The 19,343-nt window shown below is 70.6% G+C and carries 20 protein-coding genes and 1 tRNA gene; 8 read left to right on the forward strand and 13 right to left on the reverse strand.

Annotated features, from left to right (window positions below; all coding sequences use genetic code 11):
* Positions 1 to 3: 3 nt before the first annotated feature.
* Together ABZU91_RS20865 and ABZU91_RS20870 are read left to right on the forward strand one after the other, a co-directional pair.
* Complete coding sequence (locus ABZU91_RS20865) at positions 4 to 297, forward strand: hypothetical protein (protein ID WP_355242757.1); 294 nt, start codon at positions 4 to 6, stop codon at positions 295 to 297.
* 2 nt (positions 298 to 299) lie between these two features.
* Entirely contained in the window at positions 300 to 950 is a 651-nt protein-coding gene (locus ABZU91_RS20870; RefSeq protein ID WP_355242760.1) for an aminodeoxychorismate/anthranilate synthase component II, read from the forward strand.
* Between the two features lie 17 nt (positions 951 to 967).
* Here the strand turns inward: ABZU91_RS20870 and ABZU91_RS20875 are convergent, their stop codons facing one another.
* Genes ABZU91_RS20875 through ABZU91_RS20910 form a run of 8 tightly spaced genes read right to left on the reverse strand, consistent with a single transcriptional unit; the run spans position 968 to position 10,675 of the window.
* Positions 968 to 1,675 carry an ElyC/SanA/YdcF family protein gene (locus ABZU91_RS20875; RefSeq protein WP_355242763.1) on the reverse strand — a complete coding sequence of 236 codons (708 nt, stop codon included), beginning with the start codon at positions 1,673 to 1,675 and terminating at the stop codon, positions 968 to 970.
* Between the two features lie 14 nt (positions 1,676 to 1,689).
* On the reverse strand, positions 1,690 to 3,507 hold the full coding sequence (pknB, locus tag ABZU91_RS20880; RefSeq protein WP_355242766.1) for a Stk1 family PASTA domain-containing Ser/Thr kinase: 1,818 nt from the start codon (positions 3,505 to 3,507) through the stop codon (positions 1,690 to 1,692).
* Positions 3,504 to 4,910, reverse strand: a complete 1,407-nt coding sequence (locus ABZU91_RS20885) for a protein kinase (RefSeq protein WP_355242769.1) — start codon at positions 4,908 to 4,910, stop codon at positions 3,504 to 3,506. The genes pknB and ABZU91_RS20885 overlap by 4 nt, the downstream gene beginning before the upstream one ends.
* Position 4,911: 1 nt before the next feature.
* Positions 4,912 to 6,420, reverse strand: coding sequence for a penicillin-binding protein 2 (locus ABZU91_RS20890; protein WP_355242772.1), 1,509 nt, complete (start codon positions 6,418 to 6,420; stop codon positions 4,912 to 4,914).
* Positions 6,417 to 7,907 carry an FtsW/RodA/SpoVE family cell cycle protein gene (locus ABZU91_RS20895; protein WP_355242775.1) on the reverse strand — a complete coding sequence of 497 codons (1,491 nt, stop codon included), beginning with the start codon at positions 7,905 to 7,907 and terminating at the stop codon, positions 6,417 to 6,419. The genes ABZU91_RS20890 and ABZU91_RS20895 overlap by 4 nt, the downstream gene beginning before the upstream one ends.
* Positions 7,908 to 7,937: 30 nt before the next feature.
* A complete protein-coding gene (locus tag ABZU91_RS20900) occupies positions 7,938 to 9,398 on the reverse strand; it encodes a protein phosphatase 2C domain-containing protein (protein ID WP_355242778.1) in 1,461 nt (486 codons plus the stop codon).
* Positions 9,395 to 9,880, reverse strand: a complete 486-nt coding sequence (locus ABZU91_RS20905) for an FHA domain-containing protein (protein WP_007454124.1) — start codon at positions 9,878 to 9,880, stop codon at positions 9,395 to 9,397. Before ABZU91_RS20905 ends, ABZU91_RS20900 begins: the two co-directional genes overlap by 4 nt.
* A 6-nt stretch (positions 9,881 to 9,886) precedes the next feature.
* Positions 9,887 to 10,675 carry a DUF3662 and FHA domain-containing protein gene (locus tag ABZU91_RS20910; RefSeq protein WP_007454122.1) on the reverse strand — a complete coding sequence of 263 codons (789 nt, stop codon included), beginning with the start codon at positions 10,673 to 10,675 and terminating at the stop codon, positions 9,887 to 9,889.
* A 207-nt stretch (positions 10,676 to 10,882) separates the two neighbouring features.
* On the opposite strand from ABZU91_RS20910, the gene ABZU91_RS20915 reads away from it, so the two are divergent.
* From ABZU91_RS20915 to ABZU91_RS20925, 3 genes are all read left to right on the forward strand, one after another.
* A tRNA-Leu gene (locus ABZU91_RS20915) sits at positions 10,883 to 10,968 on the forward strand.
* Positions 10,969 to 11,033: 65 nt separating this feature from the next.
* Complete coding sequence (locus ABZU91_RS20920; protein WP_355242782.1) at positions 11,034 to 12,149, forward strand: NAD-dependent epimerase/dehydratase family protein; 1,116 nt, start codon at positions 11,034 to 11,036, stop codon at positions 12,147 to 12,149.
* Positions 12,146 to 12,952, forward strand: coding sequence for a WecB/TagA/CpsF family glycosyltransferase (locus ABZU91_RS20925; RefSeq protein WP_355242785.1), 807 nt, complete (start codon positions 12,146 to 12,148; stop codon positions 12,950 to 12,952). The genes ABZU91_RS20920 and ABZU91_RS20925 overlap by 4 nt, the downstream gene beginning before the upstream one ends.
* Positions 12,953 to 13,025: 73 nt before the next feature.
* Here the strand turns inward: ABZU91_RS20925 and ABZU91_RS20930 are convergent, their stop codons facing one another.
* Positions 13,026 to 14,582, reverse strand: a complete 1,557-nt coding sequence (locus ABZU91_RS20930; RefSeq protein WP_355242788.1) for a S8 family serine peptidase — start codon at positions 14,580 to 14,582, stop codon at positions 13,026 to 13,028.
* A 216-nt stretch (positions 14,583 to 14,798) separates the two neighbouring features.
* On the opposite strand from ABZU91_RS20930, the gene ABZU91_RS20935 reads away from it, so the two are divergent.
* Entirely contained in the window at positions 14,799 to 15,398 is a 600-nt protein-coding gene (locus ABZU91_RS20935) for a hypothetical protein (RefSeq protein WP_355242791.1), read from the forward strand.
* Here ABZU91_RS20935 and ABZU91_RS20940 read toward each other — a convergent pair.
* The 3 genes from ABZU91_RS20940 to ABZU91_RS20950 form a co-directional block, all read right to left on the reverse strand.
* Positions 15,366 to 15,767, reverse strand: coding sequence for a hypothetical protein (locus tag ABZU91_RS20940; protein WP_355242794.1), 402 nt, complete (start codon positions 15,765 to 15,767; stop codon positions 15,366 to 15,368). The genes ABZU91_RS20935 and ABZU91_RS20940 overlap by 33 nt on opposite strands.
* Positions 15,768 to 15,988: 221 nt before the next feature.
* Positions 15,989 to 16,210, reverse strand: a complete 222-nt coding sequence (locus ABZU91_RS20945) for a DUF397 domain-containing protein (RefSeq protein ID WP_355048523.1) — start codon at positions 16,208 to 16,210, stop codon at positions 15,989 to 15,991.
* Entirely contained in the window at positions 16,180 to 17,055 is an 876-nt protein-coding gene (locus ABZU91_RS20950) for a helix-turn-helix transcriptional regulator (RefSeq protein WP_234584497.1), read from the reverse strand. The genes ABZU91_RS20945 and ABZU91_RS20950 overlap by 31 nt, the downstream gene beginning before the upstream one ends.
* A gap of 625 nt (positions 17,056 to 17,680) precedes the next feature.
* Between ABZU91_RS20950 and ABZU91_RS20955 the strand changes: the two genes are divergently transcribed.
* Both ABZU91_RS20955 and ABZU91_RS20960 read left to right on the forward strand, forming a co-directional pair.
* Positions 17,681 to 17,965 carry a hypothetical protein gene (locus ABZU91_RS20955; RefSeq protein WP_355242798.1) on the forward strand — a complete coding sequence of 95 codons (285 nt, stop codon included), beginning with the start codon at positions 17,681 to 17,683 and terminating at the stop codon, positions 17,963 to 17,965.
* Positions 17,966 to 18,063: 98 nt separating this feature from the next.
* Positions 18,064 to 18,495, forward strand: coding sequence for a hypothetical protein (locus ABZU91_RS20960; protein ID WP_355242800.1), 432 nt, complete (start codon positions 18,064 to 18,066; stop codon positions 18,493 to 18,495).
* Between the two features lie 7 nt (positions 18,496 to 18,502).
* Here the strand turns inward: ABZU91_RS20960 and ABZU91_RS20965 are convergent, their stop codons facing one another.
* Positions 18,503 to 19,306, reverse strand: coding sequence for a PASTA domain-containing protein (locus ABZU91_RS20965; protein WP_355242803.1), 804 nt, complete (start codon positions 19,304 to 19,306; stop codon positions 18,503 to 18,505).
* Positions 19,307 to 19,343: the final 37 nt, after the last annotated feature.

The raw sequence follows: 19,343 nt of genomic DNA on the forward strand, positions 1-19,343 counted from the left end.
GCGATGTACGCGTTCATCTGGCGCAAGCTCCCGTTCGGACTGGCCGGCAAGCTCACCGGTTCGGTGCTGCTCGCCGTCGCTACGGTGGCCCTGCTCTGGTACGTGGCCTTCCCGTGGGCCGAGCCCCTGCTGCCCTTCGACGACGTGCAGGTCACCCAGGACTCCGGCGTTCCCGGAGAACCCGGCGAGCCGGGCGGTGGAGACGCGGTGACCGGGGAGACCCCGGGCGGCGACGAGCACGACCTGCCGTACGACACGGAACGGAACAACCCCGAGCCGTCCTCCACGAGCAGGTGACGATGCGCGTCCTGGTGATCGACAACTACGACTCGTTCGTCTTCAACCTAGTGCAGTACCTGGGCCAGCTCGGTGTGGACTGCGACGTACGCCGCAACGACGAGATCGACGTCGCCGAGGTCGGCCGGCTCGACGTTGGGGGTGTTCTGCTCTCACCCGGGCCGGGCAGCCCGGATCGGGCCGGTATCTGCCTGGACGTCATCCGGGAGTACGCGGGCAAGCTGCCGATCTTCGGCGTCTGTCTCGGCCACCAGGCCATCGGGGAGGCGTTCGGGGCAACCGTGACGCGGGCTCCCGAGTTGCTGCACGGCAAGACGTCCGAGGTACGGCACCACTCCGTCGGTGTCCTCGCCGGCCTGCCCGACCCGTTCACCGCCACCCGCTACCACTCGCTGGCCGTACTCCCCGAGACGCTGCCCGACGAGCTGGAGGTGACCGGCTGGACCGGCTCCGGGGTGGTGATGGCGATGCGGCACCGGACGCTGCCCATCGAGGGTGTGCAGTTCCACCCGGAGTCGGTGCTCACCGAGGGCGGTCACCTGATGCTCGCCAACTGGCTGGCGAGTTGCGGTCACACCGAGGCGCTGGAGCGCGCCCCCGCGCTGGCCGCCGAGGTGGACGCCCGGCGACTCGCCGCCTTCGCCAACGCGTAGAGGTCGGCATCGGCCGGTCAGCTTCCCAGGGCATCCCGCACGGCGGGGTTCACCGATGATCGGACCGCAGGTGGCCGGTCCCGGAACGCGTCCCAGGCTGCCTTGCCGCTGGCGAGGTAGTCCCGGACCGCCTTGCCGGCGAGCATGACGGAGCCGCATCCGTCGCATCGAGCGGAGACCCCGTCGACGTCGAGGCCGAGGTGCCGGCAGAGCGTCACCGCCCGGGACAGGTGGTAGGACTGCGTCACGATCAGCGCGCGTTGGACGCCGTACACGTCCCGGGCGCGGACGCAGCTGTCGTACGTGTCCAGGCCGAACGGGTCCGCCACCACCCGTCGCGGGTCGACACCGAGTCGCTCGGTCAGGTACGCCGTCATCACCGTCGGCTCATCGCCGGAGGTGCCCGCGCCATCGCCGGAGACGAGCACCACCCGCGCCCGTCCGGTACGTACCAGCTCGGCGGCGGTGTCCAGACGGCCGACGAGCCTGTCGCTCGGTTGCTTCCCGTCCGCTGCCGCCGCGGTGCCCAGGACGATCACGACGTCGGCGGCGGGCGCGTCGGCCGCGTCGTGGGTGTGCCCCCGTGCGCCGATCGTCGTCCACGACCACGGGACACTGCTCAGCACCACCACGACCACGCCCAGGGTCGCCGCGCGCCGCAGCCGTCGTCGCCAGTGGCCCGCCGCTGGTGGGCGGTCGCCGGTGGAGGCCCGAAGGCCCCGCACCCCGATGCGGACCGCTACTCCCCGGAGAGGCGGACCGGCGGCGGGAAGATCGGCTGGCCGGAGCCGCCACCGCCGCCAGGCGTCGGCGTGCCACTCGGCGTCGGCGTCGGCGTCCCCGACGGAGTCGGCGTCTCCTCGACCTCTTCCGGGACACCGATGTCGATGGTCACCGTCTTGCCCTGCGCCAGGTCAGTGCCGCCCTTCGGGTTCTGCTTCTGTACCCGGCCAGCCTCGGCGGCCGGGACCTCGTCGCCGTCGCGGAATGCGACCACGTAGCCAGCCGCGCGGAGTTCGGCGGCGGCGTCGTCCTTGGTGGAGTTGACGACGTTGGGCACCTTGTCGACGTTGCCGCGCGAGACCTCGACGGTCACCTCGCTGTCCTGGGGGACGGTGGTCCCCGAGGGCGGGCTGACCTTGACGACGATGCCCTTCTGCGCGGGGTTGTCGACCGGCTTCTCCTTGACGACCAGCCCCAGTGCTTCGAGCTGGGGCTTGACGTTGTCGAACTGCGAGTTGACCAGACCCGGGGGGATCTTGGCGTCGGGCTTGCCGTCACAGATCTGGACGGTCACGTTGCTCGCCTGCTTCAGCCGGGCGCCCGCCGCGGGGTCCTGCTTGGCGACAGTGCCCTTCGTACAGTCGTTGGCCAGGACAGGGTCGCCCACCACCGGGTTGAAGCCCGCGTTACGGATCTCGGTGACCGCCGCGTCACGCGTCTTGCCCGCGAGGGTGGGCACCGACTTCAGATCCTTGTCGTCCTGCTGACTCCAGAGCAGCGCGGCGACCAGAGCGATCACCGCCAGCACGCCGACCGCGCTGAACAGGGCGATCAACCAGGAGGACGCCTTACGCTGGCGCGGATCGCCCACCCGTGCCGGGATCTGCCGGGTCTGCGGTCCGGTGGCGGGCGGGTAGCCGCCAGCGCCCCCGGCCGGTGCCATCGCCACCGTCTCCGCCTCGCGCAGCACCGGAGTGGCCAGCACCGGTCGGCCGGCGGCGGCGCGGAGCAGGTCGGCCCGCATCTCGCCGGCGCTCTGGTAGCGGTTGAGCGGGTTCTTGGAGAGCGCCTTCAGCACGATCGCGTCGACCGCCGGCGTCACGTCCGGGTTGATGTCGCTCGGGGTCGGCGGCGTCTCCCGTACATGCTGGTACGCGACGCTGACCGGGCTGTCGCCGACGAACGGCGGATGCCCACAGACCAGCTCGAAGAGGACACAGCCGGCCGCGTACACGTCGGAGCGGGCGTCCACGGCCTCACCGCGCGCCTGCTCGGGTGACAGGTACTGGGCCGTGCCGATGACCGCGCTGGTCTGCGTCATGGTGGTCGCGCCACTGGCCAGCGCCCGGGCGATGCCGAAGTCCATCACCTTGACCTGGCCGGTCTGGGTGAGCATGACGTTGCCCGGTTTGATGTCCCGGTGGATGATGCCGTGCCGGTGGCTGAACTCCAACGCCGCGCACATGTCGGCGCAGATCTCCAACGCACGGCGGGGCTGCAACCGGCCCTCGGCGCCGAGGACCTCCTTCAACGTCCGTCCGTTGACGAACTCCATGACGATGAAGGGCAACGTCTCGCCGGTCGGGGCGGTCTCCTCGCCGGTGTCGTAGACCGCCACGATCGCCGGGTGGTTGAGCGAGGCGGCGTTCTGTGCCTCCCGGCGGAAGCGCATCTGGAACGTCGCGTCCCGGGCGAGGTCGGTGCGGAGCATCTTGATCGCGACGTCCCGACCGAGCCGGAGGTCGCGACCGCGGTGCACCTCGGCCATGCCGCCGTAGCCGAGCAGCTCGCCGACCTGGTACCTGCCACCGAGCAGGCGGGCCTGCGCTGTCATCGCGTCTGTCGTCCTTCGCTCGTCGTCGTCCCGCCGTCACCCGGCCGGAATCGTCCCTCACGACGGTACGACGTCCGGGTCGCATCGTCGCGTCCGTCGAGCCGCAGCGCGCCGGACGTCACGGTCTGTGAAGCCGGCGCCTCGGACGCACCGTTCTGCGACTGCTTGCGCAGGTTGTAGGAAATCACGCCGGAGCAGAGCAGGACCAGTAAGGCCACCAGGATGGCGAGGAGCACCATCCCGGGCCGGGACCGGCTGGGCTCGGGGGCCGGTCCGGCCTGCCGGGCGTACGCCGGTGGTTGTTCCTGCCGGGTCTGTGCCGGCGGCACCGCTGCGGCACCGCGCGGATAGCCACCCTGGGCGACCGGCGGTCGGGCGTGCGGTACGGCCGGCGCGACCGCCGTGGGGCGGGGCTGCGCGGCCGGCGCGATCGTGGTGGGCCGCTGCCCGACGGGCGACTGTCGATGCGGCGCGCCCGGCGGGCGGAACTGCTGTGCCTGCGGGACCTGGGCCCGGCCGGGCGCGGCGGGCGAGGACGGTGCCCCGGAGATCGGCGCGGAGTGACCGCCGGCCCGGGCCTGCTGGGACAACGCGGCCTTGAGCTGCCGGGCGACCGCGGCGAGGGCGGCGGCGCTCGGCCACCGGGCGGCCGGGTCCTTGGCCAGCGCCCGCTCGACGACCGCCCGGACCTGCGGCGGGATGTCGTTGGGCAGCGGCCGGGGCGTCTCCCGGACGTGTCGCATGGCGATGTCGAGCGGGTTGTCGCCCTCGAACGGCCGCCGTCCGGCGAGGCACTGGTAGGCGACCACGCCGAGCGCGTACACGTCGGACGCCGGAGTGGCCACCTGTCCGGTGGCCTGCTCCGGCGAGATGTACGAGGCGGTGCCGAGCACCGAGCCGGCGGCGGTGAGCTGCCCGACGATGTCGGAGCGGGCGATGCCGAAGTCGGTCAGCACGAGCGTGCCGTTCGGCCGGACCAGCAGATTGCCCGGCTTCACGTCGCGGTGCACGATGCCCTTCTCGTGCGCGGCGTGCAGCGCGTCCGCAGCCTGCGCGACGAGGGCCATCGTCCGGGCCGGCGTGAGCCGGCCGACCCGGCTCAGCGTGGACGAAAGGGCGTCGCCCTCGACGTACTCCATGACCAGGAACGCGATCTGCTGGTCGTTGCCGAAGTCGTAGACGTCGACGACACCGGGATGGTTGATGGTGGCCATCGTCCGGGCCTCGCCGCGGAACCGCTCGGCGAAGTCCGGGTCGTCGAGCAGCGCGGGGAGCAGGCTCTTCACCGCGACCGTCCGGCCGAGCACCTGGTCGGTGCCGCGCCAGACGTCGCCCATGCCGCCGCTGGCGATCCGCTCGTCGAGACGGTAGCGGTTGCCGAGCTGGACGCCGGGGCTGAGCATGTCAGCGGCCCCCGGGGTCGGCGATGGCGGCCCGCATGATCTGGCCACCGATCCGGGCCGCTTCGGAGCTGCCACCGCTGCCGGCCTGTTCCAGTACGACGCACACGGCCGAGACCGGGTTGCCGTTCTTGTCCAGGGCGAAGCCGATGAACCAGCCGTGGTCGGGGCGGTCCGGCGCGGACTGCGCCGTGCCCGTCTTGCCGCCGACCGCGTAACCGCTGATCGCCGCCTTCTGGCCGGTGCCCTTCTGGACGACGCCGACCATCATGTCGCGCAGGTCGGAGGCGACCTGCGGCTCGACGGGCTGGCGGAGCTCCCGTGCCTTCGCGGTGTAGTAGCTGGTGGTCCGGTCCGGTGCGAGGAGCTGCCGGACCAGGTACGGCCGCATCTGGCTGCCGCCGTTGGCGACCGCCCCCGCGATCATCGCGCCCTGCAACGGGGTCATCCGGACGTTGTTCTGACCGATCGAGGACTGGGCCAGCGCGGCCGGGTCGGTGCCGCCGTCCGGGTTCAGCATGTCGCCGGTCCGGCTGGCCGCCGTCCGGAGACCGCCCTCCTCGCCGAGCTGGCCGACGGTCAGGTCGTCCTGCTCGAAGCCGAACTGGCGGGCCTTCTCCTTGACCTTGTCCGCGCCGAGTCGCACGCCGAGCTGCGCGAAGCCCGTGTTGCAGGACTCGATGACCGCCTCCTGCAGGGTGACCTGCGGCTCCGGGCAGATCGACGGTACGGCGTTACGGATCGGGGTGCCCGAGGTGGGCGGCGTGTAGCTGGACCCGGCCGGGATCGGGGTCGACTTGGTGACGCCGTTCTCCAACGCCGCCGCGGCAACGACGATCTTGAAGGTGGAGCCCGGGGGCAGCGTCTCGGAGAGGGCGCGGTTCTTCAGCGGGCCGTCCGGGTTCTGCTCCAGCTTGTTGATCTCCGCAGCCGCCGCGGCCGTGTCGTGGCTGACGAGCGGGTTCGGGTCGAAGCTGGGCATCGACACCAGGGCCTGCACCGCACCGGTACGCGGGTCGATGGCGATCGCCGCGCCCCGCTTCGCATCCACCTGGTTGTTGCGCATCTGGTCGTACGCCACGTCCTGCGCCCGCTTCGAGAGCGTGAGCAGCACGTTGCCGCCGGCGGTCTCGTCGCCGGTGAACATGTCCTTGAACCGGTCGCCGATCAACTGGTCGCTGGTGCCGGCCAGGAAGTCGTTCTCCAACTGCTCGATGCCGGTGTCGGCCAGGTTGACCGGCTTGTAGCCGAGCACGTGGGCGTACTTGGCGCTGCCCGGGTAGGTGCGCTGGAACTTCAGCTTGCCGGTGGTCTCCTTGCTGGTGGCCAACGCGGTGCCGCCAGCCTCGATGTTGCCGCGCTTGCGCTTGTAGTCGGCGACCTGGACCCGACCGTTGTAGTCACTGGTGCGGTACTCGTCGGCCTTGTACGCCTGGATCCAGTTCAGGTTCGCGAAGAGCAGACCGAACAGGACCATGACGACGACGCCGACACGGCGCAGGGGTGCGTTCACGGCTTGATCACCTCCGTGGGAGCACCGTGCAACTGCTCGGGCGGACCGCCCGAGGGCCGGGCCGCCTTGCCGGCGCCACCGGTCACCGGCCGCCGGGCCCCGTCGGAGACCCGCAACAGGACCGCGATGAGCAGCCAGTTCGCCATCAGCGACGAACCACCGGCGGACAGGAACGGAGTGGTCTGACCGGTCAGCGGAATCAGCTTGCTGATGCCGCCGACGATCACGAAGACCTGGAGGCCCAGAGTGAAGGCGAGACCGCCGGCGAGCAGCTTGCCGAACGAGTCACGGACCGCCAGCGCGGCGCGCAGGCCCCGCTCCACGATCAGCAGGTAGACCACCAGCAGCGCGGAGAGACCGAAGAGGCCGATCTCCTCACCGATGCCGGCGAAGATGAAGTCGTTCTGCACCTCGGGCAGGATGTCCGGCTGACCACCGCCCGGCCCGGCGCCGAAGAGCCCACCCGTGCCGAGCGCGAGCAGACCCTGGACGAGCTGGTAGCCCTTGTCGGTCGGGTCGGCGAACGGGTCCAGCCAGATCTCGGCACGCAGGTAGAAGTTGGCGAACGGGCCGCCGACCGTCGAACCGAGGACGTACGCGAGATAGGCGCCACCGAAGAAGAGGAGAAGACCGATCAGCAGCCAACTGACCCGTTCGGTGGCGATGTAGAGGGTCACCACGAACATGCCGAAGTACAGCAGCGAGGTGCCGAGGTCCTTCTCGAAGACCAGCACCAGGAGACTGATCAGCCAGACCACGACCACCGGGCCGAGGTCCCGCCCACGCGGAAAGTCGATACCGAGGAACCGCCGGCTGGCCAGCGAGAGCACCTCACGCTTGCGCACGAGGTAGTACGCGAAGAAGACCAGCAGCGCCAGCTTGGCGAACTCACCCGGCTGGAGCGAGAACCCGCCGACCCGGATCCACAGCTTGGCGCCGTTGATCTCGGACATGCTGCGCGGCAGCACCGCCGGGAGCATCACCAGCACGATGCCGGCGAGCCCCAGGGTGTACGCGTACCGGGAGACCGAACGGTGGTCGCGCATGATGGCGAGCAGGCCGGCGGCGAGGATCACCGAGGCGAGCGTCCAGGCGAGCTGCCGCCCGCCGATGCCGGCGAAGGTGGCCAGATCCTCCCGGTCGACCGGGGCGGCGTCGCCCAGGTCGATCCGCCGCAGGAAACCGACGCCGAGGCCGTTCAGCAGGGCCACCGCCGGCAGCAGAGCCGGATCGGCGAACGGGGCGAGGAACCGGATGACCAGGTGCAGCCCGAGGAAGACCGCGCCGAGCGCGGCGGCGGGCATCCAGAAATCCGGCGTGACCGTGTCCAGAAGGTTCGCCTCGACGGTCGCCATGTACGCGGCCACCAGCACCATGGCCAGCAGCAGCAGGGACAGCTCGGCGTTGCGTCGGGACCGGGCCAGGCGTACGCCGGACTCCCCGCCCGTGGTGGCGGGCGAGGATGCCGGTGTGGCCGCTACGGTCACGGGTGGAGTCCTTGGGATCTCAGTCGACACTCACTCGGGAGACCGGCAGCCGGCCGGGTCGAGCGCCGGCGGTGCCGAGTCGGAGGGCGTGGCGTCGGGTGCGGTGGTCGGATCGGTCCCGCCTACGGTGGCCGCCATGGTCGGGCTCGCGCTGAGGACCCCGTTTACCGACGCGCTCGGGCTGGTGGCCGGCGTCGGGGACGTCACGGTCGGGCTCGCGGGGGGAGTGGGCGAGGGCGTGCCGGTCGGCACCGCCGTGTCGGGCGTGCAGAGCGGCTTCAGGTTGGGGTTGCTCGGGGTGTCGCTGGTCAACTCCGCGAGCTGACGCTCGGCGTCCGGTTCACTCTTGGCCCGGATGCCCACCTTGACCGTGTCCTGGGCGGCGACGGTGAGGTCGTCCAGGCGGGTGCCACTGGTGCGGTGCACCGTGGACAGATCCATCCCGGCGATCTGCCCCTGGATGCCGCGGAAGACGGCGACCTGGCCCTCCTCGGTGGCACCCACGTAGTACTGGCGCTGGGTGTACGTCCAGCCGGCGAAGAGCCCACCGCCGATGATCACCAGGAGCGCAAGCGCCATGGCGGTGGTGCGTACCGGACGACGCTTGCGCCGCTCCGGCTCGTCGTCGGCGGCCGCCGGCTCCTCGGGCACGGCGGGACGCGGCGCGGAGAGCGCCGAGGCCCGGGCAGCCGGGGTCGATTCGTCCGCTGAGGTGGCCATGCCGCGATCCCGGGCGGCGGCGCCGCCGACGATCGGGGTGGCCTCGACGATGTCGTGGTCGGTGGCGTCGGCGATGATCACCGTGATGTTGTCCGGGCCGCCGCCGCGCAGCGCGAGCTGCACCAGCCGCTCGACGCACTGCTGCGGATCGGTGTACTCCCGCAGGGTCTCGCCGATGGTCTCGGCGCTCACCACGCCGGAGAGGCCGTCGCTACAGATCAGGTACCGGTCACCGGGGAGCACCTGACGCACCGAGTACTCCGGGTCGATGTCCCGGCCGTCCAGCGCGCGGGTCAGCAGCGACCGCTGCGGGTGGCTGCTGGCCTCCTCGGCGCTGATCCGGCCCTCGTCGACCAGCATCTGGACGTACGTGTCGTCCTTGGTGATCTGGGCGAACTCACCGTTGCGCAGGAGATAGGCCCGCGAGTCGCCGATGTGGACCATCCCCAGCTTGCTGCCGGAGAAGAGGGTCGCCGTCAGCGTGGTGCCCATCCCCTCCAACTGCGGGTTGGCGTCCACCGTGTCGCGGAGTTGTTGGTTGGCGGTGCCGACGGCCGAACGCAACGCGTCGACGAGGGCGTCCCCTGGGACATCCTCGTCGAGCGGCGCCATGGCACCGATGACGATGTTGCTGGCGACGTCACCGGCGGCCATGCCGCCCATGCCGTCGGCAACGGCGAGTAGCCGCGGCCCGGCGTAGACGGAGTCTTGATTGCCGTCACGGATCAGACCGCGGTCGCTGTGGGCCGCATAGCGCAGGGTCAGAGTCATGGCCGTAATTCGAGGGAAGTGCGGCCGATCCGGATCGGCACGCCGAGGGGTACGGGGGTTGGTCCGGTGACCTTAGCGCGATCTAGGTACGTGCCGTTAGTCGAGCCGAGATCCTCGACGAACCACTGGCCCTCGCGTGGCACGAGTCGCGCGTGCCGTGCGGAGGCGTAGTCGTCGGTGATGACCAGGGTGGAGTCCTCGGCCCGACCAATGGTGATCTGCGCTTCGCCCAGGGTGATGCGGGTGCCGGCCAGTTGACCTGCGGTGACCACCAGCTGGTGGGCCGCCCTGCCCCGCTTCACCTTCGCCGGTTTGGCCGCCTGCCCCGTCGAGGCGCCAACCGCGCGTGGTGCCGCCACCAGGCGACCGGACCGGGCTCCCGCGAAGAGATCCCGACGGATCACGCCGACCACCGTGAATACGAAGATCCACAGCAGGATCAGGAACCCGAACCGGGCGACGGTGATGACAAGTGCCGGCAAGGCGGCTCAGCCGTCCACGCGGAAGGTCAGCGTCGTGGTGCCGAGCTGGACCATGTCACCGGGGTTCAGGGCGACCGCGGAGACCCGCTGCCCGTTGACCATGGTGCCGTTGGTGGAACCCAGATCGGTCAGCACAACCTGGCCGCCGTCGAAATCCAGTCGGGCGTGTCGCCGGGAGATACCGACGTCGGGCAGGCGCAGGTTCGCCTGGTCACCGCGACCGATCACCGTCGACCCCATCTGGAGGGGGTAGGTGCGTCCGTCACCGGAGACCAGCCGCACGTTGCGACCGCCACCGTGCCCGGGCGGCGGACCGTAGCCGCCACCCTGGTCGTACGCGGGGTACGCGGGCGGACCGGCGTCGTAGCCGGGCGCCGACACCGGGGCGACCTCGCCACCGGTGTAGACCTCGGCGGTGACCCGGAACATTCCCGTGTCGAGGCCCTCGCCCCGCTCGATCTCCACGATCACGTCGCCGTAGACCGTCCAGGCCTGCTCGCCGATGAACTCCGCCTGCGACTGGGCCAACTCCTGGGCCAGCGCGGCGGCGTACGGCGCCAGACGACTGTGGTCGAACGGCGAGAGATCGATCACGTAGCGGTTGGGCACCAACGTGCGCCCACCGGCCAGGATCGCCTTGTGCGCCTCGGCCTCCCGCTGCATGGCGTTGAGGATCTCCACGGGGTGGACCACCCCTTTGAAGACCTTGGCGAAAGCCCCTTCGACCAGGCCTTCCAGACGCTTCTCGAAGCGTTGCAGCACGCTCACCGGCTCCTCCTCGGGTCCCGAGGACATGATGGTATCCGGCCGGCGCGCGCGCAGCTCACACGCCGCTCGGCCGCCTGCTCCCGGCCCGTTCGGAAGGACCGGGACCACCGTGCTAATCTTTCGTCCGCCACGAACGGTAACCGCTCGTGGCGAGCGTCTGGGACAGCGTAGTATTCCCGGGGCCTGTTGGAGACAGCGGGTCCGGGGCGGCTACAGTGTCCCGGGTCGTGCCACGGGGATGTGGCGGAATGGCAGACGCGCACGGTTCAGGTCCGTGTGCCCGAAAGGGCGTGGGGGTTCAACTCCCCCCATCCCCACCAAAAGACGAGGGCTCCGCTTGATGCGGGGCCCTTCCGTCATATCGGGGCGTGCCGGGCGTCACGCTATGCTCCGATGGTTTCTGCCTCCGATGGACCAGGAGTGGCGTGTGAGTGTCGCGTTGGTGACCGGGTCGGGCGGTCTGATCGGCTCCGAGGCGGTCCGGCACTTCGCCGGCCTCGGTCTGGACGTCGTCGGCATCGACAACGACATGCGCCGGTACTTCTTCGGTGAGGACGGCTCCACCTCGTGGAGCCTGGAACGGCTCGGCCGTGACCTCGGTAACTCGTACACCCACTTCGCGGTGGACATCCGGGACCGGGACGGCCTGGAGCAGGTGTTCAAGAAGTACGGCTCGGACATCGCCGTGGTGATCCACAGCGCGGCCCAGCCGAGCCACGACTGGGCGGCCAAGGAGCCGTACACGGACTTCGACGTGAACGCCGGTGGCACCCTCAACATCCTGGAGAACACCCGCCGGCACGCGATCGACGCACCGTTCATCCACTGCTCCACCAACAAGGTGTACGGCGACCGGCCCAACAGCCTGCCGCTGCTGGAGCTGGAGACCCGGTACGAGCTGCCCGAGGACCACCGCTGGTACCAGGGCATCACCGAGGAGATGTCGATCGACCACTCGCTGCACTCGGTCTTCGGCGCCTCGAAGGTGGCCGCGGACGTGATGGTGCAGGAGTACGGCCGCTACTTCGACATGAAGACCGCCTGTTTCCGGGGCGGCACCCTGACCGGCCCGGCCCACTCGGCCGCGGAGCTGCACGGGTTCCTGGCGTACCTGATGCGCTGCGTGATGGAGGGTCGGACTTACAACCTGTTCGGCTACAAGGGCAAGATGGTCCGCGACGCGATCCACTCGCACGACGTGCTGACCGCGTTCGAGGCGTTCTTCCGGGCGCCCCGTTCGGCCGAGGTCTACAACCTGGGCGGCGGTCGGCACTCCAACACCTCGCACATCGAGGCCTTCCGGATCGCGGAGGAGATCACCGGCCGCGAGGCGCAGATCAACTACGTCGAGCAGAACCGCACCGGCGACCACCAGTGGTACGTGAGCAGCATGGCCCGGTTCGAGGCGCAGTACCCGGACTGGAAGATCACGTACGACGTGCCGATGATCCTGCGGGAGATCTACGAGGCCAACGTGGACAAGTGGGTGCCGCAGGCATGACTCGCCAGACCAAACGCAACGTCCTCGGTGTCCTCGTCGACGCCACCGACTACGCCTCGGCGACGGACGCCGTGGTGGCCGCGGCGCACGAGCGCCGGCCTCTCGCGTTGACCGCGCTGGCCGTGCACGGTGTGATGACCGGGGTGCTCGATCCGGCGCACAACGCCCGGCTGAACTCCTTCGACGTGGTCACCCCGGACGGACAGCCGGTGCGCTGGGCGCTCAACCTGCTGCACCACGCCGGGCTCACCGACCGGGTCTACGGGCCGACGCTGACCCTGCACGTGCTCGCCCGCTTCGCGGACGAGGGGCTGCCCGTCTACCTGTACGGCTCGACCGAGGAGACGTTGGCCAAGCTGATCCCGGCGTTGGAGCGGATGTTCCCGGCTCTGAAGATCGCCGGTGTGGAGCCGTCGAAGTTCCGCGCGGTCCAACCGGGCGAGGACGCCGAGATCGCCGACCGAATCCGGTCCAGTGGTGCCCGGCTCGTCCTGGTGGGGCTCGGCTGCCCGCGCCAGGAGGTCTTCACGTACGCGATGCGCCCGCTGCTGGACATGCCGATGATGGCGGTCGGCGCGGCGTTCGACTATCACGCCGGGCTGTTGCGCCAGCCTCCGTCGTGGATGCAGCGCGCCGGCCTGGAGTGGTTCTGGCGGCTCGGTCTGGAGCCGAAGCGGCTCTGGCGCCGCTACGTGATCCTCAACCCGGCCTACCTGACCCGGCTCGCCGGCCAGAAGACCGGTCTGTGGAAGGCCCGCCCGCCGGCACCGGCCACCGAGCGGCCGGCGACCTTCGCGGTCTGACAACCGATCTGGTACGACACGAGGCCCCACCGGGATCTTCCGGGTGGGGCCTCGTCCCTGGGTGGGGAACAGGTCAGACGGTCAGGGTCCAGCTGCTCAGGTAGCCGGTGTCCGCCGAGTAGACGTCGCGCACCTGGAGTCGCCAGGTGCCGTCCGCGGCTTCGCCGGACAGGTTGACCGAGTACGTGGTGTTCACGTTGTCGGCGCTGTCCGAGGTGCTGCTGTTCTTCAGCCGGTACGAACTGCCGTCTGGAGCGAGCAGGTCGATCACCAGGTCGCCCCGGTAGGTGTGGACGATGTTGACCGCCACGGTGGAGGCCGACGAGGCGTTCCGGCCGCAGCCGGAGATGGTGATCTGGCTGGTGATCGCAGCGCCGGCGTCCGGGATCGTCAGGGCGGCGCCGTTGGTGCCGGTGCAGCCGGTGGGCGGCGGAGTGGTGCCGCCACTACCCACGTAGAGCAGCAGGTTCGGTGAGCCCGAGCCGGCATTGGTGATCACGTTCGGCGTGGCGTTGGACACCAGTTGGTTGCGCACCTGGGCCGGGGTCCAGCTCGGGTTGGCGCTCGCCACCAGGGCCGCCGCCCCGACCACGTGCGGCGTGGCCATCGAGGTGCCGCTGATCGTGTTGGTCGCGGTGTTGCTCGTGTACCAGGACGAGGTGATCGACGAGCCGGGCGCGAAGATGTCCAGGCAGGTGCCGATGTTGGAGAACGACGAGCGGGCGTCGGAGTTGGTCGTCGAGCCGACCGTGATCGCCTCCGTGGTGCGCGCCGGCGAGACGTTGCAGGCGTTCGCGCCGTTGTCGTTGCCGGCCGCGAGGCCGTAGGTCACGCCGGAGGCGATCGAGTTGCGGACGGCGGTGTCCAGCGAGCTGTTCGCCCCGCCGCCGAGGCTCATGTTCGCCACGGCCGGCTTGATCGCGTTCTGGGTGACCCAGTCGACGCCGGCGATCACACCGGCGTTGGTCCCGCTGCCGGAGCAGTTCAGCACGCGTACGCCGACCAACTGGACGCCCTTGGCCACGCCGTACGTCGAGCCGCCCACGGTGCCGGCGACGTGCGTCCCGTGCCCGTTGCAGTCGTCCGCTGACCCGCCGTCCACGGCGTCGTAGCCGGAGGTGGCCCGGCCCCCGAAGTCGTTGTGGGAGAAGCGGATGCCCGTGTCGATGATGTAGGCGTGCACGTTGCTCGCCGTGTTCGGGTAGGTGTAGGAGCTGTCCATCGGAAGGTTGCGCTGGTCGATGCGGTCCAGGCCCCAGGACGGCGGGTTGGCCTGCGTACCGGAGATCGACACGGTGTGGTTCTGCTCGACGTACGCGACGGCCGGGTCGGCGGCGATCCGTGCCGCCGCGGCCGCGCTGACGGTGACTTCGAAGCCCCGCAGCGCCGTGCCGTAGGTGCGGGCGATCTTTCCGCCGTGTCGGCCGGTCAACCGTTGCGCGGTGTCGCCGACCCGGTTCGGTGCCACGGCTGCGTCCTTGAGGACGACGATGTAGCTGTCCGGTACGGCGGTTGCCCCACCAGCCTCCCGTACGACGCCGACGGGCTCGGCGGCCAGAGCCGGGGCACCGACGGCCAGCACGGTCGCGGTGGCCACCCCGACCAGTGCGGACCTGCGTGGAAGACCCATCTCCCTACCTCCCTCCGACCGGCGTCGAGACGCGACCACCGGTACCACTGATCGACAATCGCCGATCTAGGTGAGGGTAGGTCGATGGGGTCGGGTAGATAAACATGCCGAAACGTCCATCACCCGGATGGGATGCCCCCTACGGGCCGGGCTTCCGGGGGCAGCGGGGGTCCGCCCCGGATTCGCTGCGTTCCCCAACGGGAAAGACTCTCCGACATGGAGAGTCAGCTCACCATCCTGTTGCCGGTTGCCGCCGTCTGGCTGGCCGCCGGGGTCCTGGCCGACCGACTGCCACGGCTGCGGGACGCGCGTGCGCTCCGTCGGCGTACCGGATGGTTGCTGGCGCTCGCGCTGGCCGGCGTGGCGCTGCTCGCGGCGGCGTCCATCGGCGGCATGTCGAGCGCCGGCACCGCGCCGATCGACCGGGCCGCCGCGGGGCTCACCCTCACCACCGGCCCGGCGCTCGTGGTGGTCCTCTGCTCCGTACGGCGGATCCGCCGGCTGCGGGCCGGGGCCGGCGCGTTCGACACCGCACCCGGTACGCCCGCCCCGCACGGGCTGCGTGCCGCTGCGGCACACCCGCTCGTCGGGTTGCCGTTGCAGGTCACCGCCCTGGCGACGCTGCCGGCCGTGATCGCGGCAGCCGGCGCGGACCTCGGCGCCGAGCCCGGGGTGACCGGCCCGGCGATCACCGTCGGAGCACTCGCGGTAGCCGTCATCGGTGTCCGGCACGCGCTGCGACACAGTCGGCTCATCGAGCGGGCGCAGCCCACGGCCGCGCGGTCAGCGCGAGCGGCCGGCCCCCTGCACGTATAGGAGTTCCAGGATCGCCCGGGTCGCCTCGAACCAGCGATCCAGCCAGCCGGGCGGCGGCACGCTGCCCTTCGGCGGCAACTCCATCAGCAGGCCACGCAGCAGTGGGTGGTCGGCCAGCGAGCTGGTGGGCTCGATCGGCCAGCCGTCCGGCGGGAACGACGGCTCGACCAGCGGGTTGGGGTCCAGCGACGGCAGCGAGAGCGGCGGATCCATCGGCTCCGCACCCGACACCTCCCGCCCGTCCAACTCCTGGTCGGCCGAGATCACCTCGGTCAGTACGGTGTCCCGGCGCGCCCCGCGGTACTTGCCACCGAACCGCTCCGGCTTGGCCGGACCGTTGGTGAGGTTCTCTGATCCGATCGTCGTCATCCGTCTCGCCTACCTCGCTCGGGTGCGAATCGGTGCGGCGCGTCATCGACCAACGCCGTACCGACGGGTTCAACGAGGCGGGCCCGTTGTGGCGACGGGAATCCCGGCGGAACCTCGTCACGCCCGGCCGTCCCGGTTGCCGCTCCCGGCTCGCCGAAGCGCGGACACGGAAGGTCCCCGCCCGGTCACGGACCGGACGGGGACCTTCATCGACCACTCGGTCAGGCCGAGCCCAACACACCACCCCTGGCTCCGGCGACGAAGGCCCGCCAGTCACCGGGAGCGAAGACCAGGGCCGGGCCGGCCTTGTCCTTCGAATCCCGTACGCCGACTGCCCCGGTCACGTACGCCACCTCTACGCAGTTGTCGCAGTTCGGCCCGCTCTTCGAGCTCTTGAACCACGTCGCCTGCGTCAGGTCCACGGGGAACCTCTTGGTCGCCATTTCGGCTCCTCTGCCAGTTTTGCGATGTGTGCGACGGACTCCTCCGGACGAATGGCCGCAGCGCGGATGTGATCGAAGATGAAGCTGTACTTCTGCAGTTCGTCGCTCTTCTCGAGGAAAAGCCCACCCGTGGCGTTCTCCGCGTACACAACATCCGGATCACCGGGCTCGGGGAAGCTGAGGATCGTGAAGGTGCCGTCCATGCCGGCGTGCGCACCCACCTCGAAGGGGAGGATCTGGAGCGTCACGTTCGGCAACTCGGCCACCTCGACCAACCGCCTGAGTTGGCCGCGCATCACCTCGTCCCCGCCCACCGGCCGACTTACCACCGCCTCATCGAGCACCACCCACAGATCGACCGGATCGTCCTGGGTCAATAACGACTGACGGCCGAGACGGACACGCACTCTTTGATGTACCTGATCGGCGGTGAAGTCCGGACGGGCGGCGCGGATCATCGCACCGGCGTACTCCTCGGTCTCCAACAGACCGGGGACGACCTGCTGTTCGTACGCCCGGATGGAGCTGGCCGCAGCCTCCAGCCCGACGTACGCCCCGACCAGCACCGTGCTGTACGGGTGCCACCAACCCTTCTGCCGTGCCTCGCGGGCGATCTGCACGAGCTCGTCGCTCTCGGCACCGACCACGCCGTAGATCCGCAGCATGTCCCGCACGTCGCGCGGGGTGGCCGTGGTGTGTCCCGTCTCGATCCGGGAGACCTTGGACGCCGAGCACTCCAACTGCTCGGCCACCACTTCTATGGTGATCCCGGCCGACTCCCGTTGCCGGCGCAACTCCGCGCCGAGCCGTCGCCGTCGAATCGTCGGGCTGCGCCGTTCACTCATCGCGCGGCCTCGGCACTTCTGGTCCTCGCCGCTGGTTGCTCGACCCCACTCTCGGGCTACCTCCGGTCGCCGCGCCACTGGTTGCCGCCTGCCGGGGGCGCGACCGTCGACCGGCGAGCGTTCGCGACGAGGGGTGGTGCCGGTCATCGGCCGGCCGCGACGGGCGAAACCGGCCCTCAGTGTGCCGTCCGTACGCGGATGGCTTCAAGCGCCGCTTTGCGTGGCGAACTCACGTATCGGCAAAAGTCGACGTGCAACTTGCATGAAGCACGTCGCTGATGCACTCTGTCCGTATGGCTCGGATCACTCAGCGTTTCGGTCCGCTCTCTGGGCGTGGTGACCCCACCGACCCCGGACAGCCGGATGGGACGCGGGCCCGGCCAGCGACACCCGGACCTGCGCCGGGGTAATGACCCCACCGCTGCAAGCCAGTTGACTGCGGCGGTGGGCGCGGTTCCCGGCAGCAGTCAGGTGATGGTCGGGTGGCGGCACGCCACCAGCGTGTACGGCCCGACCACCACCAGCACCATCCGGTCCACGAGGCGCGATCCCGTCACCGGGCCGAGATCATCCCAGACCAGTCACCCGCCGGCACCCCGCCGGCTTACCCTCCCCAGGAGCCCATGTGCTTCCCCGCTCCGGTGACGTTCTGCACGTGACTCGCGCGGCGAGTGTCCAGTTCCTCAGGCCGATCATGTTCCGGGTGATCCGGGTGCTCGACTGGCCGACGTACGACGGTTGGCTCTGGCTCGACGGCTACGAACTCAACGCCGCAGGCGACGCCGTCAACCGACGGTCGATCTTCGTACAGCGGGAAGGGCTGCAACAGGTGCAGGCCGCACCCGTGCCCCGCCCGCACACCGTACGGACCCGTCGACCCGTTGCCCGTACGCCGGTCCGAGTCGGCTGACCAGCGCGATCCGCCGCGGGTAGGCGTGCCGTCGCCATAGAATCGGTACGCCCACCCCGGCACCGTTCCACCCGCACGTCCAGGACCCTGAGCCTGGGATGGTCATGGTCAATCAGCCCGCCGTGCGGCGGCACCACCGCTGGAGTATCACCTACGCTCTCGGACTGCTCGCCCTCCTCGGAGCCGTGACCACCGCCGTGGTCCTGGTTCGCGATCCGGCGTCGTCCTCCACCCGGCTGGCCGTACCGGTGCCGGCACCAGAGATCACCGTGGTCAGGTCCGACCCACCGGCCGACGACTACGGTTGGATCGGCGCCGACACCACCGACGGGTACGTCGAGACGACCAGCCCGGCCGCCGGTACCGGCGCTGGCGGTCAGGCCGATGGCCGCCAGGATCTCGCCGCGCCGACGCCGACCGGGCACGCCACCACCGACGTACGCCGCTCGCTCTTCTGGTCCGGGATCTTCGGCCTCACCATCTCGCTCGCCGGCCTCGGCCTCGTCGGCACCCGCCGGCGGATGTGGTGAGCGTCGGTCACGGCGTGGTCGTCGCCGTTGGGCTCAGGCTGGTCTGGCTGACCTCCGTCGAGGGCCGGGCCTGGGAGACCACCACCTGCACCTCCTCGTCGGTCCCCACCAGGGTGCCGGCAGCCGGATCGGTCCGCACCACGGTCCCGGGCGGCAGTTCGGACGGGCGGTACACCACCCGGTAGCTCAGGCCCAGCCGTTCCAGCAGCCCCTCGGCGGTCGACTGTCCAAGCCCGGTGAGCGGCGGCACCGGTATCTGCGCCTCCTCGGTGGTGGCCGCCGGGCTGCTCGGCGACGCGCTGCTGGGCGCCGCCGACGTCGGGGCGCTGCTGCTCGGCGGCGCCGTGACGCTGGCCGGCGGGACAGACGGCGTGGCCGGGCCGTCGGGGTCGTCCTCCCGCGCGCTCAGCACCACCCACAGGGCCGTACCGAGCAGGGCGGCGAGCAACAACGCGAGTACGCCCCAGAGGATCGGCAGCCACCAACGCCGGCCGCCCTGCTCCTCCACGTACCAGTCCGCCGACGGTTCGGCCGGGCGAGGCGCTCGTACCTCGGCCCGCCCGGACCACGCCGGCGGCATCGACCGCTCCACCGGCATCCGTGCGGTCCGGTCATTCGCCGACGCGGCCCGGTCGATAGGCATCGTCTCGTCCGGCGACGCGCTGCCACCCGACGCCGCCCGATCGATCGGCATCGTCTCGTCCGGCGACGCGGTGGGTTCCGGCTGCTGCGGACGGCCGCCGGCTGGCGGCAGAGGGCGGGTCCGGTCGTCGTCGGGCCCGGCGGGCGGCTCCTGGCGGTCGTCGCTCATGGCACGTCCTTTCCCGAACCGGGCGGGCGCCCTGGCC

This window comes from Micromonospora sp. NPDC005174 (genome assembly GCF_040608495.1).
Taxonomy (GTDB): domain Bacteria; phylum Actinomycetota; class Actinomycetes; order Mycobacteriales; family Micromonosporaceae; genus Micromonospora.